The 17794-nt window shown below is 33.6% G+C and carries 8 protein-coding genes, 1 other RNA gene and 1 pseudogene; 7 read left to right on the top strand and 3 right to left on the bottom strand.

The window, feature by feature from the left end; genetic code table 11:
- Positions 1 to 325: 325 nt before the first annotated feature.
- Positions 326 to 1597, bottom strand: coding sequence for a phosphoribosylamine--glycine ligase (gene purD, locus ACP6PK_RS11645; RefSeq protein WP_426559743.1), 1272 nt, complete (start codon positions 1595 to 1597; stop codon positions 326 to 328).
- Between the two features lie 488 nt (positions 1598 to 2085).
- Between purD and ACP6PK_RS11640 the strand changes: the two genes are divergently transcribed.
- The 3 genes from ACP6PK_RS11640 to ACP6PK_RS11630 all read left to right on the top strand — a co-directional run bounded on the left by ACP6PK_RS11640 (position 2086) and on the right by ACP6PK_RS11630 (position 8271).
- Positions 2086 to 2535 (top strand): KGK domain-containing protein, encoded by a 450-nt coding sequence (locus tag ACP6PK_RS11640; protein WP_426559742.1) that lies wholly within the window; start codon positions 2086 to 2088, stop codon positions 2533 to 2535.
- Between the two features lie 1659 nt (positions 2536 to 4194).
- Entirely contained in the window at positions 4195 to 8004 is a 3810-nt protein-coding gene (locus ACP6PK_RS11635; protein WP_426559741.1) for a bifunctional serine/threonine-protein kinase/formylglycine-generating enzyme family protein, read from the top strand.
- A 111-nt stretch (positions 8005 to 8115) separates the two neighbouring features.
- Positions 8116 to 8271, top strand: coding sequence for a hypothetical protein (locus tag ACP6PK_RS11630; RefSeq protein ID WP_426559740.1), 156 nt, complete (start codon positions 8116 to 8118; stop codon positions 8269 to 8271).
- Positions 8272 to 8313: 42 nt separating this feature from the next.
- Here the strand turns inward: ACP6PK_RS11630 and ACP6PK_RS11625 are convergent, their stop codons facing one another.
- Positions 8314 to 8511 carry a hypothetical protein gene (locus ACP6PK_RS11625; RefSeq protein ID WP_426559739.1) on the bottom strand — a complete coding sequence of 66 codons (198 nt, stop codon included), beginning with the start codon at positions 8509 to 8511 and terminating at the stop codon, positions 8314 to 8316.
- 361 nt (positions 8512 to 8872) lie between these two features.
- Between ACP6PK_RS11625 and ACP6PK_RS11620 the strand changes: the two are divergent.
- Positions 8873 to 10627: pseudogene (locus ACP6PK_RS11620) on the top strand (SUMF1/EgtB/PvdO family nonheme iron enzyme).
- A gap of 1929 nt (positions 10628 to 12556) precedes the next feature.
- On the opposite strand, the gene ACP6PK_RS11615 reads toward ACP6PK_RS11620, so the two are convergent.
- A complete protein-coding gene (locus tag ACP6PK_RS11615) occupies positions 12557 to 13744 on the bottom strand; it encodes a serine hydrolase domain-containing protein (protein ID WP_426559738.1) in 1188 nt (395 codons plus the stop codon).
- 382 nt (positions 13745 to 14126) lie between these two features.
- Here ACP6PK_RS11615 and ACP6PK_RS11610 point away from each other — a divergent pair, with 382 nt between their 5' ends.
- The 3 genes from ACP6PK_RS11610 (at position 14127) to ssrS (ending at position 17501) form a co-directional block, all read left to right on the top strand.
- Positions 14127 to 14255 carry a hypothetical protein gene (locus ACP6PK_RS11610; RefSeq protein WP_426559737.1) on the top strand — a complete coding sequence of 43 codons (129 nt, stop codon included), beginning with the start codon at positions 14127 to 14129 and terminating at the stop codon, positions 14253 to 14255.
- Between the two features lie 1657 nt (positions 14256 to 15912).
- Complete coding sequence (locus tag ACP6PK_RS11605) at positions 15913 to 17064, top strand: 5-(carboxyamino)imidazole ribonucleotide synthase (RefSeq protein WP_426559736.1); 1152 nt, start codon at positions 15913 to 15915, stop codon at positions 17062 to 17064.
- Positions 17065 to 17314: 250 nt separating this feature from the next.
- Positions 17315 to 17501: non-coding RNA, 6S RNA (gene ssrS / locus ACP6PK_RS11600), on the top strand.
- The last annotated feature ends 293 nt before the right edge of the window (positions 17502 to 17794 follow it).

The following is a 17794-nucleotide window of genomic DNA, read 5'->3' as shown; positions in this document are numbered from 1 at the left end:
TTAATAATTGATAATTAGAGATTGTTTTAATTATCCATTATCCTTTATTCATTATCCATTATGCATTATTCATTATTCAAATGACCTAAAATTGGTCAAACTTTTATTTGTCAATGGTTTTATATTTAATCAGCCAGCCCCAATTAATAATTGATAATTAGAGATTGTTTTAATTATCCATTATCCTTTATTCATTATTCATTATTCATTATCCATTATCCATTATTCATTATTCATAGGAATTACGCACCAGCACACATATATAGCGTTAAAAACTATAACGTTATAGTTTTTTAACTCTATATATAGTAGCTTTGCATCAGTCCTAATTCATTAAAACCCGACTACCTATATCTCGGCGATAGTACATTCCTTCAAATTGAACAGAATTTACAGCAGCATAAGCTTTTGTCTTAGCCTCAGTAAAATTACTCCCTACTGCTGTTACTCCCAAAACACGGCCACCATCGGTAATTAAATCTTCTGCTTGGAATTTTGTGCCAGCATGAAATATAGTTGCTCCAGTAGCTTCAGCTTTTTCTATCCCAGAAATTATTTTACCTTTCTCATAAGCTCCCGGATAACCCCCAGAAGCTAAGACTACACATACCGCCACTCCTGGTTTCCATTTAATAGGAGGCAACTCAGCCAAACGTTGTTCACAACAAGCTAATAACAATTCCTCTAATGGAGTTTCCAGCAATGACAGAATAGGTTGAGTTTCTGGGTCGCCGAACCTACAGTTAAATTCTAATACTTTTGGCTCTCCTGTCGGACTAATCATTAATCCAGCATAAATCACGCCACGATAGTCAATACCACGTTTTTGTAAATTAGTCAAAGTTGGTTCTAGGACTTGTTGTTGAATGGAGGCCATGAGTTCCGGGGTAATAATAGGAGTAGGAGTATAAGCGCCCATACCTCCGGTGTTGGGTCCTGTGTCTCCTTCGCCTACTTGTTTATGGTCTTGGGCTGGTAATAGAGGACGAATGGTTAGTCCATCGGTGAGGGCTAATACTGATACTTCTTGACCTGTGAGGAACTCTTCTATTACCACAGATTGGTTTTTTTTGTCAAAGTCTCCCTGAAAAATATCATCTATAGCATTATGAGCCATTTCAATTGTAGTGGCGACGGTGACTCCTTTTCCGGCAGCTAGACCATCTGCTTTAATGACTATGGGAATTTCTGTAATGTATTCTTTAGCAGTTTCGGCCTTGGTAAAGGTGGCTGATTTAGCAGTGGGAATATTTGCCTCGGACATAAAATCTTTTGCCCAAGATTTACTAGCTTCGAGAATGGCGCCTGCTTTAGTGGGACCGAATATTTTGAGGTTGGGTTGTTGTAGGTAGTCGGTAATGCCGAGAGCTAGGGGAACTTCAGGACCAACAACAACAAGAGAGATATTTTGGTCGTCGATAAGTTGTTTAAGGGCTGGAAAATCTGTAACTGAAATGGGTATATTTTGACATTTTGCTTGGGTGGCAGTGCCACCATTTCCTGGGGTACAAAATATTTGTTGAACTTGGGAAGATTGGGATAATTTCCAGGCGATCGCGTGTTCTCTACCGCCGTTACCTACTATTAATATTTTCATAAGGAAGGAAGAAGTAAGAAGGAAGAAGTAAGAAGGAAAAAGTAAGAATATTCTATACTAAATCTGATTATAAATATCTATAGTAATTTTAAATAGATTGTAATATTTTATCGTAGCAGTTTGGTTGACAAATCCCATTTTGGTTTGGGTTTGAAGACCAAACCCCTAAAGTTTTTTTTCGCAAATCATTTAGGATTGCTATATGTTATACCTCACTTTATAATCAGCCTATAATAACTAGATTTGGTATTGGTTATCAAGAAGAGAAAGTTAAATTTTAAATAATACCAAATCTGGTTTAAAAAGACCAGTTTTCAGTAAACCGCGAAAAACCTGTAGAGACCTTGCATGCAAGGTCTCTACACGGGGGATATATAACAGGTGTATCTATACCGGATTTGGTATAAAGTATAAAAGTATCACTAAAAATAAGGATAGGTAGTTAAGTTGATATAATAACAGTTGTTTGTTTAGATGAGTTGGTTAATATGAGTGATAATTTTCAATTACTTAAAAGTGATGATGATATTTTATTATTTGATCAACATACATTTATAGTAGGAAGGTTTAGGGAACTATGTTTTGAGGAAGTAAAAAGAAAAATTTATTTAGCTCAAAGTAAATCTATGGTGATTTTTGACCAGTTAAATGGATGGCTTCGTATTGATACTCCAGTTTACCTGAAATTAAATAGTAGTAAATGGGAATCAGTAACTGAAGAAATAGAATGCAAACTTTTAAAAATTGGTGATAGTGGTTGGCGCAAAGGAAAACTTAGAGTCAAAAGTTATGTTGATTTTTTGCCAGAGGAGTATAGAGGATATAAGTATAATTATAATGCGTTTCAGAATCCGAAAGCTAATATTGAAATACTGCTAGAATTTTGCTCAGATTTAACTATTGAACCTGAATCACCATTAGATGATATTCGCTGCTAGTGAAAGTTATAAAAAACTTTTGTAAAAATTCTCTTCTCTGACAAACAAAACATTATCAAACCAATCACAAAAAATCATAACTTGTTTTCTTTATTGATTGATGTTTGGGAAAAAATCAAGTAAAAATTGGTAAGAATTCTTGGTGCAAAGGCAAACTAATAGTCAAAAATTATATTGTTTTTTTTTCAGAGGAATATAATAGAAGATATCACTATAATTATCGTTGATTTCAGAATCCGAAAACTCATATTGAAATAGAACTAGAATTTGCCTCTAATTTAACTATTGAACCTGAATTACCATTAGATGATATCCGGTATAGTGAAAGCTCTAAAAAACTTTTTTCAAAATTCTCTTAACTGACAAACAAAACATTATCAAACCAATCACAAAAAATCATAAATTGTTTTCTTTATTGATTTATGTTTGAGAAAAAATTAAGTAAAAATTGGTGATACTTATTAGTGCAAAGGCAAACTAATAGTCAAAAATTATATTGGTTTTTTGCCATAGGAATATAATAGAAGATATCACTATAATTATCGGTCATTTCAGTCTGCGAAAGCTCATATTGAAATAGAACTAGAATTTTGCCTAGACTTAACTATTGAACCTGAATCACCATTAGATGATATTCGCTGCTAGTGAAAGCTATAAAAAACTTTTGTAAAAATTCTCTTACCTGACAAACAAAACATTATCAAACCAATCACAAAAAATCATAACTTGTTTTCTTTATTGATTGATGTCTGGGAAAAAATCAAGTAAAAATTGGCAAGACTTCTTAGTGCAAAGCCAAGGTTGAAGTCAAAAGTTATGTTGATTTTTTATTAGAGGATAATAGAGTATTTCAATAAACTTTTGTAAAAATTCTCTTCTCTGACAAACAAAACATTATCAACATCCGAAAGCTCATATTGAAATAGAACTAGAATTTTGCCCAGATTTAACTATTGAACCTGAATTACCATTAGATGATATTCGCTGCTAGTGAAAGCTATAAAAAACTTTTGTAAAAATTCTCTTACCTGACAAACAAAACATTATCAAACTAAGCCAACAAAATCATAACTTGTTTTCTTTATTGATTGATGTTTGGGAAAAAATAAAATTCTCAAACCTTCAACGTAAGTCAAAGCAAAAGTTAAAATTTACGATGAAAATTTTCTACCACACATTAGCTATGTAGACCTCTCAATTGAAGTATGAAAATACTGGTTATTCAACCAGATAAAAATTACTAGCTACTTGAGCAAATGTCAGATTTTTTTATCTTCTACTAATTTTTTCAGTGAAGCAATGACAGAAAACTTTGTCAAAACTCTAGAAACAATCTAAAAACTTGCTTGAAACAGACCAACAACTTTTATAGCTAAAATTTATCAATCTGAGAGTATTGTTTTAGGAAGAAAATAGTTGCAGCTATGGCAGAATCTAAATATTTACAATTGCGATAGTTATAGTTAAAAACTAAGAAGATAAAATCAAAATATAAACTATGACCCAAAAATAAGGTATTATACCTCCCCTTTTAAATAGATGGAAATAATAAACTTTCTTGAAATTTGAGGTACTGATAAATTCCTATGCCAAATTAATTAGACACCCTATTCCCTATTCCCTATTCCCTATTCCCTATTCCCTAGCGCTATGACTGAAATGACTCAATGCCTAAATCCTGATTGTTTAGAATCTAATTCACCAGAAACCAAATTTTGTCAAAGTTGCGATGAAAAATTAGTTTTAGTCGAACGTTATCGAGCCTTAAAAATTATTGGGCGGGGTGGTTTTGGTCGAACTTTTCAAGCGGTGGATGAATTTAAACCCTCAAAGCCTTTTTGTGTAATTAAACAATTTTTACCTCAAGCAAAAGGAACAGAAAATTTATCAAAAGCTGCTCTATTATTTGCTCAAGAAGCTGAACGTTTAGATACTTTAGGTAGACATCCACAAATTCCCGAACTTTTAGCATACTTTAGTCAAGATAATCGACAATATTTAGTACAAGAATTTATTGATGGGCAAACTTTACAACAGGAATTAACTTGGTCGGGTGCTTTTGATGAAAGGAAAATTTTGGAGTTGTTAAAAAGTTTGTTACCTGTGTTGGAATTTATTCATGCTCAACGGGTGATTCATCGGGATATAAAACCAGAAAATATTATTAGGAGAAAAAGAGATAACCAATTAGTCTTAGTAGATTTTGGTATAGCGAAATTTGTGACAAAGATGGCTTTAACTGTGACGGGAACTATTATTGGTTCTGAAGGATATGCCCCTCCCGAACAAGCAATGGGAAAAGCAACCTTTTCTAGTGATATTTATAGTTTAGGTGTAACTTGTATTCATTTATTAACTGAAGTCGAACCTGTTAACTTATTTGATGTGGGCGAAGATAAGTGGATATGGCAAAATTATTTAAAGTCGAAGGTAAGTGATAAAGTAAAAAATTTATTGGATAAAATGATTATCAGGGCGACTAAGAAAAGATTTCAAAATCCAAGAGAAATTTTGTCGGTTATTAACCATATTTATCCAATGGAAACAAAGTTTATCCCCCCACCACGAATATTTCCAAAACCAACAGCAACACCAGTTATTATTGACACTTATCCACCACAAACATTTCTCACATCAATACCAGAATCAGAAATAGGAGAAATATTTACTTTTGAAGCAGTAACTGTCAATAATTTTGGCAAAATAATCAGTCATACTACCAATAGTGCCAGACAAAAAATAGAAGATTTAGGTAATGGTATTAAATTAGAAATGGTTTATATTCCTGGAGGAAGTTTTATTATGGGTTCCCCAGAAAATGAACAGGGAAGAAGCTCTGATGAAAGTCCGCAACATCAAGTAACTCTCCAACCTTTTTATATGAGTAAATACCCTATTACTCAAGAACAATATCAGGCAATTATGGAAGAAAATCCTTCTCACTTTGAAGGAAAAAGTCGCCCAGTTGAAAATGTTACATGGTATGACGCAGTAGAGTTTTGCCAAAAGCTTTCTGAGAAAACTGGCAAAATTTATAGACTGCCCAGTGAGAGTCGGTGGGAATATGCTTGTCGTGCCCGAACTTCTACTCCTTTTTATTTTGGAGAAACTATAACGTCTGAGTTAGTTAATTATGATGGTAATTATCCTTATAGTAATGCCCCTAAAGATAAATATCGAGGAGAAACAACCAATGTGGGAATTTTTCCTCCCAATGCTTTTGGTTTATACGATATGCATGGGAATGTCTGGGAATGGTGTCTCGATATTTGGCACATTAATTATGATGGTGCGCCTAATGATGGAAGTGCTTGGGAAACTTTGGGAGATAGTAATATAAAAGTCCTTCGTGGAGGTAGTTGGTACAACTATTCTTGGAATTGTCGGAGTGCCAGACGTTACGAAAATGATGGCGATAATCTTATCTACTACAGGGGTTTTCGGATTGTCTCGTCTACCCCGGAAGTAATAAATTTGTTGGATAAAATGACTGTAGATACAACTAACAAAATATTTCAAAATTATGGGGAAATATCGTCAGTTATTAATCAGACTTATCCAAAGGAAAAAACTTTTACCCCTCCACCACAAACTGAAAAATTAACAGAACCATCAGTTATTAATCAAACTTTTCCACCACCAACATTTCTCACACCAATACCAGAATCAGAAATAGGAGAAATATTTACTTTTGAAGTAGTAACTGTTAATAATTTTGGCAAAATAATCCGCCGTACTCCCGCTAGTGCCAGACAAAAAATCGAAGATTTAGGTAATGGCATTAAATTAGAAATGGTTTATATTCCTGGAGGGAATTTTATTATGGGTTCCCCAGAAGATAAACCACGAAAATACGATATAGAAAGTCCGCCACATCAAGTTACTATTCAACCTTTTTATATGAGTAAATATCCTATTACTCAAAACCAATACCAAACCATTATGGGAGAAAATCCTTCTAACTTTAAAGGAGGAAACTTCCCAGTAGAAAATGTGACATGGCATCACGCTACAGAATTTTGTCAAAGACTCTGTGAGAAAACTGGAAAAATTTATAAACTTCCCAGTGAAAGTCAGTGGGAATATGCTTGTCGTGCCCGAACTTCTACTCCTTTTTATTTTGGAGAAACTATAACGTCTGAGTTAGCTAACTACAATAGCAACTATATTTATGGCAAAGTTTCTAAAAGTAACTATCGACAAGAAACAACAAATGTAGGAATTTTTCCTCCCAATGCTTTTGGTTTATACGATATGCACGGTAATGTCTGGGAATGGTGTCTAGATATTTGGCACGATAATTATAATGGCGCTCCTAATGATGGAAGTGTTTGGGAAAAAGGAGAAAGTATTAATCAAAGAGTTATTCGTGGTGGTAGTTGGAACGATAACCCTAATCATTGCCGGAGTGCTTTCCGCTTTAACAACTATTTTGATAACTTTATAATTAACTTAGGTTTTCGCGTTCTCTTGTTGCCTAATTTTCAGAAAAAGTCTCAAAATACAGGAGCAATATTGTCGGTTATTAACCAAACTTATTCAACGGAAAAAAAGTTTACCCCTCCACCACAAATATCTCAAAAATTAACAGTAACACCCGTTATTAACGAAACTTCTCCACCACAAACATTTCTCACACCAATACCAGAATCAGAAATAGGAGAAATATTTACTTTTGAGGTAGTAACTGTCAATAATTTTGGCAAAATAATTAACCGCACCCCCGATAATGCCAGACAAAAAATAGAAGATTTAGGTAATGGTATTAAATTAGAAATGGTTTATATTCCTGGAGGAAGTTTTATCATGGGTTCCCCAGAAAAAGAAGAACGAAGATTTAATACAGAAACTCCTCAACATCAAGTTACTCTCCAACCTTTTTATATGAGCAAATATCCTATTACTCAAGAACAATATCAAGTCATTATGGATAAAAATCCTTCTTATTTTAAAGGAAGAAATCGCCCTGTAGAGACTGTGACATGGTATAATGCCGCAAAATTTTGTGAACAGCTATCCGAGAAAACAAGAAAAATTTACAGTTTGCCCAGTGAGAGTGAATGGGAATATGCTTGTCGAGCCGGAACAACTACACCATTTTATTTTGGAGAAACTATAACGTCTGAGTTAGCTAACTATAATGGTAACTTTACCTATAGGGATGCTCCAAAAGGTAAATATCAACAACAAACAACAAATGTAGGTAGCTTTCCTCCCAATCCTTTTGGTTTATATGATATGCACGGTAATGTCTGGGAATGGTGTCTAGATATTTGGCACGATAATTATAATGGCGCTCCTAATGATGGTAGTCCTTGGCAAGATAGGGACATAGATAGTTCTCCACTACGGGGTGGTTCTTGGTACGATAATCCTGAGTTCTGCCGTTCTGCTATTCGTGTTAGTTACTTTGGGCGAGTATTCCGTTACAACTACTTTGGTTTCCGTATTGTCTGTAGTCCTAATTAGGGTTTGCTGAAAAAGTCTTTTTTAAGGATTAGGGGAGCGGGAGATTAGGTACGGACGTTGCATAAGGGCGTCCGTACGGGAGTAATTTTTTTGCTATACTCAGCAGCGAAAATGCTAACTTTTTCAGCTCTTCATGCTCAAAACCAGGTACTTTTTCAATACCTAAAAAAGCTAAAACCTTTATATGTAAAGCTTTTAAGATTTAATCAGCAACTCCTAATTATTTCTGATCAACATCAGAGCGATCGCCACCTAACTTCTACCTAATACCTAATATATATAGAAGTCTATCCTCAGTAGAGGTAAATTTCATTCTGTGAAGCTCCAAAAAAAATCAGCTAAAAAAGGTATTTCGGCTTGCATTGTCTCTAAAATCGTGATACAGTTATTTATATGTTGTCTTGCGCCCATGCTATTGACTTTTGATTCAACAACAAAAGCCAAATTGTTAGGGTTGGTAGATTTAGTTTTGCTAGTTGCCCAGGTAAGAAATGTAGAGAAATTCATATCCCATAAAATAGTCAATCTATCAACCAGTAAAAAATGAAGAGAGAAAAATTAGTCATTCATCCAAAAGTAAGTTAAGGGCGATCGCCTATCAAAACAATGAAACTATAGTTATTTCCCAGCTCAAAATTCTCTAAAGCAATAACACTCCGTAGGATTATTGTACTATAAATCCTATTACCAGGGCCTGTTTTTACTCCAAATCACAAAACTAAATTTTAATGTTAGGGTGAGAAAATCTTTACCCTCCCTAAAAATAAAACAGATATCTCCATATTTTTTATTATCCTTACTATCTATCAGGAATTTTATTGAAGTAGAAAGAAGTAAAAACTAAGAAGATAAAATCAGAGGAGGAACCATGACCGAATGTCTCAACCCAGATTGTTTAAAAATCAACCTACCAGAAACAAAATATTGTCAAAGCTGCGGTGAAAAATTAGTTTTAGCCGGACGTTATCGCCCTCTAAAAATTATTGGGCAAGGTGGTTTTGGCAGAACTTTTCAAGCAGTAGATGAGTATAGACCATCCAAACCTTTTTGTGTAATTAAACAATTTTTTCCTCAAGCTCAAGGAACCCAAAACAGAGAAAAAGCTGCCTCATTATTTGCCCAAGAAGCTGAACGTTTAGATAGTTTAGGTAGACATCCACAAATTCCTGAACTTTTCGCATATTATACTCAAGATAACCGACAGTATTTAGTGCAAGAATTTATCGACGGACAAAATTTAAAACAGGAGTTAGAGTTGTCAGGAGCTTTTGATGAAAGGCAAATTAGGGAGTTGTTAAAAAGTTTGTTGCCTGTATTAGAGTTTATTCATTCTCAACAGGTGATACATAGGGATATTAAACCAGAGAATATTATTAGGAGAAGGAGAGATAACCAATTATTATTAGTAGATTTTGGAGCAGCTAAATATGCAACGAATACTGCTTTAGCTGTGACAGGAACTGTAATTGGTTCTGCGGGATATGCTGCTCCAGAACAAGCATTAGGAAAAGCAACTTTTGCTAGCGATATTTATAGTTTGGGTGTGACTTCTATTAATTTATTAACTCAGGTGGAACCTTTTGATTTATTTGATGTGAGTGAAGGTGAATGGGTGTGGCGAGAATATTTAAAGTTTACCGTAAGTGATGAAGTTGCTAAAATTTTAGATAAAATGATTGTTGGAGCAACTAAGAAAAGGTTTCAAAATGTAGGAGAAATATTGTCGGTTGTGAACCCTAAATATCAACAACAAATCAACTCTACTGACAAACCAAAAATATTTCCAATATTTACAACAGAAGTAGCAAAGGGAGAAAGGTTTACTTTTGAGGTTGTGACAGTCAACAACTCCGGCAAAATCATCAAGCGCACCCAGAGAAATGCGAGGCAAAAAATAGAAGATTTAGGTAATGGTATTAAATTAGAAATGGTCTATATTCCTGGTGGTAGTTTTCTCATAGGTTCACCGAAAAATGAAGCTCGAAGAACTGATAAAGAAAGTCCTCAGCATCAAGTAACGCTTCAACCTTTTTATATGAGTAAATACCCCATTACTCAAGACCAATATTTAGTTATGATGGGGGAAAATCCTTCTTACTTTAAAGGAGGAAACCGCCCAGTAGAGAGAGTGACATGGCATAACGCTACAGAATTTTGTCAAAGGTTATCTGAGAAAACTAGGAAAACCTACAGACTACCTAGTGAGAGTCAGTGGGAATATGCTTGTCGCGCTGGTACAACTACTCCTTTTTATTTTGGTGTTACTATTACGACTGATTTAGTTAACTACAATGGCAACTATGGTTATGGCAATGCGCCTAAAGGTAAATATCGACAACAGACTACCGATGTGGGAAGTTTTCCTCCCAATGCTTTTGGTTGATACGATATGCACGGGAATGTAGACGAGTGGTGTCAGGATATTTGGCATAATAGCTATGAAGGTGTGCCCACTGATGGGAGTGCTTGGGAAAGTGGGGAAAATAGTGAGTTACGAGTGCTCTGTGGTGGCAGTTGGAATGACTATCCCTGGTGGTGTCGGAGCGCTGATCGTGACTGGGATAATACAAACATCTGCGTCAACAACGGGGGTTTTCGGGTGGTTTGGTTGTTTGGTTTCTAGTCTCCTTCTTTTGGTTCCTAGAATTTTTTCCCTATACCACAAAACAGTCAATCTATCAACCAGTAAAAAATGAAGAGAGAAAAATTAGTCATTCATCCAAAAGTAAGTTAAGAGCGATCGCCTCTCAAAAGAACGAAATTATAGGTGTTTCCCTGGTTAAAATTCTCTAAAGCAATAACACTCCGTCGGATTATTCTACCATATAGACGATGGCAAAACAGAAAAAAAACGCTAAAAATATTGAAACTTCGTGATTAGGATGTGAAAATTTTTTCGCAAATTTTGTCATCAATCTATGACAAAGTTGAAAATTTTAAAACTAAAAGCCTTTTTATTATAAATAAAAATTATATTGTTTCTCAAGTTACTGAAATATAGTAGTTTTTCTTGTTTTCCATTCCCTACTCTCTACTCCTAAAAACAAAAGAATTTTGCAGTATGGGAATTGCTATAGAAGAAGGAAGAAGTATTCAATAATTAATAATTAATAATTAATAATTAATAATTAGCTCTTCTGTAATAGAAGGATTGGCTAAAAGGAATTTTTTTCTTTTTTCTCTTGAAATAGAAGTCTTTATACCTTAATTTTTCGGTAAATATTTAAGATAGGTTATATCAAATCCGCTTAATTCGGTATAAAAAATGTTTCATCTTCAGTCAAGAGCAAATCTTTCTAAAATCTCTTCCTTGTTGCCTAAAGCCAACGAATTTATACCTCAGGCTTTTTGGGAATTGCTATATATAGGGTTTTCAAATGAGGTGTAAATCTAGATTGAGGTTTTTTCTAATCAAAAAATCCTGTCTTGAGTACCCGCTAATACCATTTATCAAAAACTTTATCTATTTCAGAGTAGGGGAGTAGGGGAGTAGTAGGGACGTTGCATAAGGGCGTCCGTACAGGAGAAGCAAACATAAGAATAATTAACATTAAACTAGCTAAAATTAGTAAAAAAAAGATTCTGATTGTGCTGATTAGTTAATAACTGAAGTATCGCTCAAGTATAGCAATAATGCATGGGAATTGGTATAATCCTTGTGTCAACCTACTTGTCAACCTACTATTTAATGCTATTTTCCCTTCTTTACTATTCCCTATTCCCTTTTTAATAGGACTCAGTTTCCGCATTTCAAATAAAAATGCTATCCCAATGCTAGCGGATTTGATATTATATATTTGCCAATATTCATATTTATAAATAAACAGTAAGCATTCAGCTATTAACACTCAGCTCTGGTGCTTTTTTAATAAATTAAGCCAACAAATGAGTTAATAACTCGCATTTGTGTTATGTATCTAGATTTTATATTCCCTATTGCCTTTGACAAAAATTGAATATATAGGTAAGCATTCAGCTATTAGCATTCAGCTAGCCTCCTGCGGAGGAACTTCGTTAACAGCAATAATATCCAGCTATTATACAATTTTGAAAAAAGAATGTTACGAATAGTCAGGGCGATAAAAAGATTTTGCAGGATATTTCCTTTTGACAAAAAAGATGATTTACAACCTAAAAAAATGGTATTAAAGCCATTCATTTTGCTGAGTGACTCCTGTACGTCGCCAATCCGACGGCTCCCCTACCTGACTCCTAAAAAGTCCCCTAGCTATTTGTAGCAAAAATTTATCAAATTGGTATTAAAGCTATCCATTATAGAGTTTTATCTTAAGAAAGATATTTATAAAGTATAGTCTTAAGGGTGGGGTTTAAATTTCCCACCAAAAACAATAGCTGATAGCTGTTTCGCTATCCTACGGAATGCTAACGCAAACGCGACATGTTTGCGGAGCATTCCGTCAGGAAAAAGCGCAGCTCCTCCGCAGGAAGGAGGCTAGCTGACGGCTGAATGCTTACAATAAATACTTGATTAGACGTAGCAACTCCTAATTTCATCCCAACTATTCAAACCTAAAACCTAATCCAATAAATCTTAATCTAACTCATCAGATATCGCTCGAAATAAAGTAATTGTTTCTAAATCATCAATACTTCTAGAAATATTATTACCAGAACCCGTTTTTACTATAACTAAGTTCTTTTCAGGATTAATATAAAGATATTGCCCCCACGCTCCAGTTGCACAATAATCACTGTTTGAACCTTCAGGAATCCACCAATGATATTGATAACCCCACCTAAAATAACTTTCATCTGTTGCTCCTGGTTTTAAGTGGAGAGTATCGGGTATTGTTGACTCTTTTACCCAACTTTTAGGGATAATTTGTTGTCCGTTAAAATATCCATTGTGTAGATAAACTAAACCAAATTTTGCATAATCTCTCAAAGTACAATTCATCCCACAAAAAGTTACTTCAGTTCCATAATTATCCGTCAACCAATAAGCATCTGATTCGGCTCCCATTGGTTGCCATATTTTATTCTCTAAATAAGTCACAATATTTTGTTCTGTGGTTCGTTTTACTAATAAACTTAATATCTGACTATTTAAACCCATATATTCAAAATAATTTCCTGATGGGAATTGAGAAGGATAATTTAAAACTGCCTTTTCCATAGGCTGTATATAGAGAAATAATTTATATAAAAGTTGATAAATATCTGTATTTTGATAACCAAAATTTTCAGTAAATCTGACACCAGATTGCATCTGCAGAATATGTTTAATTAGTACATTGTTATAACCAGACACTTTCAATTCTGGCATATATTTAGTAATCGGGTCATCTATACTGTCAATATAATTATCTTCTAAGGCGATTCCTATCAAAGCAGAAATAAAAGCTTTTGCTACTGACCAAGATGTAATTTTATTGGTATTTGTATAACCTTGAAAGTATTTTTCATAGACAATTACATCATTTTTTACCAACAAAAAACCAGTAGTTTTTAAACGCTGTAAAAAGTCTGACATTTTTCTAGTTTCACCCTGGAAATCATAAGATATATTCAGGTCGAGGAAATTTTCCTTAAATTGATATGATTTTTGAGAACAATGAATAATTTTACTGGGAAAAACTTGATTCATGTTCCGAAAGTTGATGACTCTTTTATTATCATCAAATAAAGTAAATTTTGGTTCAAAATAAAATTTCCATATAATTAAAATAATGGTAATTAGAGGCAGAATAAAAATGATAATAAATTTGATAATGTTCATAGCTATTGACTGACTGGTAGATAGATATACTAACGCTGTTTATGTTATCATCTGGAAATAAAATTTACTAGAGGTTAACAAATGCCGGATGATTTAGTACCATTTATCATTGGTGTAAGTGTTTTGATTCTTTATCTAGTATTTTCAGCTATGACTGAAATGGGAACAAAATGGTTGGATAGAAAAAAAGATGATTAATACTTTTGCTCTAACTATTCCTAAAAAAAAGGGAGGTTTTATATGATTTTAATTAGCATAAATACAAAAAAATATTCAAGCTTTGCCAGAAAATAGCAGAGCTTTCATTAATTGATCATCGATAATAAATAATGGATAATTACCTCTTTAACAATTGATAATGGATAATAAATAATGGATAATTATGCTAAAAAATAATTATCCATTATTAGGAGAGGCTTTTAACCTAGATTCGATTAATTATCAATTATTAATTATCAATTGGTCATTAAGCACCGACAGAGAATTGATTACCAATTATAATTATGTATAACTTTTGCCGTAAAATGTTTTGAATGAAATAAAAATGTCTAATTATTTTTTTCTATTTGCTTATATAGTAATCTAATCTGAATTGTGAGATATGGTAAACTTTTAGACAATAGGCAACAGAGAACAAGGAAAAAAAAACGTATTTTATGAAGATAATAACCACCATATTTTAGACTTTTAGACAGGATTCATTAATTGATAATTGATAATGGATAATTGATAATTACCTCTGGTTAAAACTGTTACGGAATTGAATAACAGGAAATTCAAGAGCACTTTTCTCTTGGTCGATTGGATATGGCGTTAGCGGAGCGGTTCTGAAAGAGCGGGAGACCTCGCCATCCCATCCTACGGAATGCTCCGCAAACGACCGCTCTCTTGGTCGATTGGATATGGCGAGGAGACCTCGCCATCCCATCCTACGGAATGCTGCGCAAACGACCGCTTTTTTCCCTATCCAAGGGTCCGCTTCAAGGCGCGAATTATTTAATTATTAATTATTAATTATTAATAATTCGGTAAAATTCTCACATCTGATTCCTGATTTTTATATATAGCAGATTCGTTGGTATGTGAGGTACAATGAAATAAAAACCTTTGTACCAGAGGTAAGATACCTGTGAAAGATTTACCGAATAATTAATAATAATTGATAATTAAATAATCCAGGTTAAAAGCTTCTCCTTTCAAGTTTCAAGGGGAAAAAATTTGTAAGCATTCAGCCGTCAGCCATAAGCTAGCCTCTTTTCCTGTGGAATGCTTCGCAAACAGAGGAGCTTTCCTACGGAATGCTACACAAACGCTTTTTATGTCGCGCAGCGAAACAGCTATGAGTTATTAAATCATTATTATACCCAAGGATAAATTAGTCTTTAAAGAGAATTAAAATTTATAAAGAAAGAGATAATTAGGGGTTTGGTGAAGTAGTTGCTTGATTTTGTCAAAAGCTGAATGCTGAATGCTGAATGTTAATAGCTGAATGCTTACAAAAATTTCTTTTTTTTCTTGAGCGTTAATCCTCTCCATAAAAGGGAGAGTTCATTAATTGATAATTGATCAGGAATAATGGATAATTACAAGAAGATTAAAACCGCTACGGAATTGAATACCCCGAAATTCAAGAGCACTTTTTTCTCTTGAAATAGAAGGCTTTATACCTTGATTTTTCGGTAATTATTAATTGTTAATTGCTGAACTAACGTAAATGAAATCTAAGGATAAGTGAAGGAGTCAAAAATTAAAAGTATCGGAATAGTATCGAGGAGATTAGGTAAACTGAAATATTTACCAGACAATCTTGACAAATTTTCTCGGGTGAATCCAAAATAAATTACTTAATTTTATTGGGAAATGCTGATAGTTAATAACTAAATTATTACTATATATAATTATACAGAGGTGTAGGACTAGATAACTGTTATTATATTCAAAATTAATCAGAAGTAGCAGGAAAAAAAATTAATTTAGCCAACACTCTACCACTATATTTAGCAGTAGAAGTTGATCTGACTCATACTCTTTGAATATTTTTTTTAATTATCATTATTCAGACTTCATGTAGGTATCAGTTAATGGATAATAACTTATGGGTGAATACTGAGAAAAAATAAATTTTTTGTTGATAAAATACAAAAGTTGTAATTGAATTGATGAGAAAAATGAAAAACACTGAAATTAGTAAAAAGCAACCCATGAAAATTCAAAAAGTTGGTGTTATTGGCGGTGGTCAGTTGGCATGGATGATGGCAGATGCAGCTAAAAAACTAGGAGTAGATTTAATTATTCAAACTCCCCATAAAGATGACCCGGCAGTATCTATAGCAAACGATATTATTTTGGCAGAAATTGATGATGCTCAGGCAACTACTAAGTTAGCAAATAGTTGTGATGTGATTACTTTTGAGAATGAATTTATTAATATAGATGAATTGTCATCTCTGGCAGAAAATGATGTAATTTTTCGTCCGAGTTTATCTGTATTGAAGCCGTTATTAGATAAATATGAACAGTTGTGTTATTTGCAAAATTTAGGTTTACCTGTTCCTAACTTTTGGGAGTGGGGAAAAGAAATTGAGTCTTTATCTTTCCCTCTGGTATTAAAAGCTCGTCGTCATGGTTATGATGGTCAAGGAACTTTTATTGTTAAGGATATTGAGAGTTTAAAATCTCAGGGAAATTCGGAATTTCTAATACAAGAATTTATTCCTTTTGAGCGAGAAGTTGCTGTTATTGCTGCTCGTGGAGTAACTGGCGAAGTTAAGGTTTATCCCCTGGTAGAAACTCAACAAGAAAATCAGGTTTGTCGGCGAGTTTTTGTGCCTGATGAAAATTTGGAATTAGTGAAAGAAATTGAGGCGATCGCTCAGACTATCCTTAATAGTTTGGCAGTAGTAGGAGTATTTGGGATTGAAATGTTTATTACTAAAGATAACAAAGTTTTAATTAATGAAATTGCTCCTAGAGTTCATAATTCTGGTCATTACACTTTGGATGCTTGTGAGACTTCCCAATTTGAACAACATTTACGGGCAGTTTGTGGTTTACCTTTAGGTAGTACCACTCTTAAGGCTAGGGGAGCAGTGATGGTAAATTTATTGGGTTATGAATTTGGGGAAAATAACTACTTGACAAAACGGCAAAATTTAGCAGATATTCCTAATGCTTCAGTTTGGTGGTACGGCAAAACAGAATCTCGCCCAGGTCGAAAATTAGGTCATGTCACAGTTTTGCTAAATGAAGAAAATTTTGAAACTATGCGTCGGGAAGGTGAGGCGATCGCCAATCAAATAGAGAAGATTTGGTATAGCTAAAATTTGGAGCGTTGGATCATTTGCTGATTAGGATATAAAGGATAGAAGAGGAAAGACACTTCAAATAGAAAATACAGCAATAAGCAAATAGGGCTTATTTATAAATTCTCAAACTCAGAAAAGTATTACTTATGATTTGCGCGTAGCGTTATGGCTTTGGGGAATTTACAGCTTTTGACTTTTAAATTTTGAATTTTGACTTACTTAAGGGGGGTGACAGAAAAAAAATAACCGCTATAATATTAAGTATGTTCTACTACGACGTTGGTGACTGCCAATAATGTTTTTTTGACCTACAAATCAAAAAACATTGGGAATCTAGATGTTCGAGTGGCAGTAAACTGGGCTTGTACCCAGAAACTTTAAACTTGGGCCGAGATACCCACCTGGTATTATCCAGGTCAAAAGCTGAGGTAAGACGGCGTTGTGGTGAACTATTTTCTTTGGAAAATAGAAATAATAAGTAAAGAAGCAGTAAAAATTTTGCCAAATAATATTTGACTCCAATCAAAGAGTGAAAATTTTTCTGGCAGATATTCACTGAGAAGATATAACTACACAATTAATTTTTTTGTTCCTGATAATTTAGGAAATGATAGACAACAAGGAAAATACCCTTGAACATTTTCCTAGCAATATTTGACTCCAATCAAAGAGTGAAAATTTTTCTGGCAGATATTCACTGAGAAGATATAACTACACAATTAATTTTTTTGTTCCTGATAATTTA

It is taken from the genome of Dapis hubbardiae BLCC-M172 (assembly GCF_050016015.1).
Lineage (GTDB): Bacteria > Cyanobacteriota > Cyanobacteriia > Cyanobacteriales > Microcoleaceae > Trichodesmium.
The sequence above is the reverse complement of the archived record's forward strand: the minus strand, read 5'-3'. Positions and strand labels throughout refer to the sequence as shown.

What these genes read in the sequence shown, in the direction of transcription:
- ACP6PK_RS11605 (WP_426559736.1), top strand. Translation starts at nt 15,913, where the DNA reads ATGAAAAACACTGAAATTAGTAAAAAGCAACCCATGAAAATTCAAAAA.
- ACP6PK_RS11640 (WP_426559742.1), top strand. Translation starts at nt 2,086, where the DNA reads ATGAGTGATAATTTTCAATTACTTAAAAGTGATGATGATATTTTATTA.
- purD (WP_426559743.1), bottom strand. Translation starts at nt 1,597, where the DNA reads ATGAAAATATTAATAGTAGGTAACGGCGGTAGAGAACACGCGATCGCC.
- ACP6PK_RS11635 (WP_426559741.1), top strand. Translation starts at nt 4,195, where the DNA reads ATGACTCAATGCCTAAATCCTGATTGTTTAGAATCTAATTCACCAGAA.
- ACP6PK_RS11630 (WP_426559740.1), top strand. Translation starts at nt 8,116, where the DNA reads ATGCTAACTTTTTCAGCTCTTCATGCTCAAAACCAGGTACTTTTTCAA.
- ACP6PK_RS11625 (WP_426559739.1), bottom strand. Translation starts at nt 8,511, where the DNA reads ATGAATTTCTCTACATTTCTTACCTGGGCAACTAGCAAAACTAAATCT.
- ACP6PK_RS11610 (WP_426559737.1), top strand. Translation starts at nt 14,127, where the DNA reads ATGCTAAAAAATAATTATCCATTATTAGGAGAGGCTTTTAACCTAGAT.
- ACP6PK_RS11615 (WP_426559738.1), bottom strand. Translation starts at nt 13,744, where the DNA reads ATGAACATTATCAAATTTATTATCATTTTTATTCTGCCTCTAATTACC.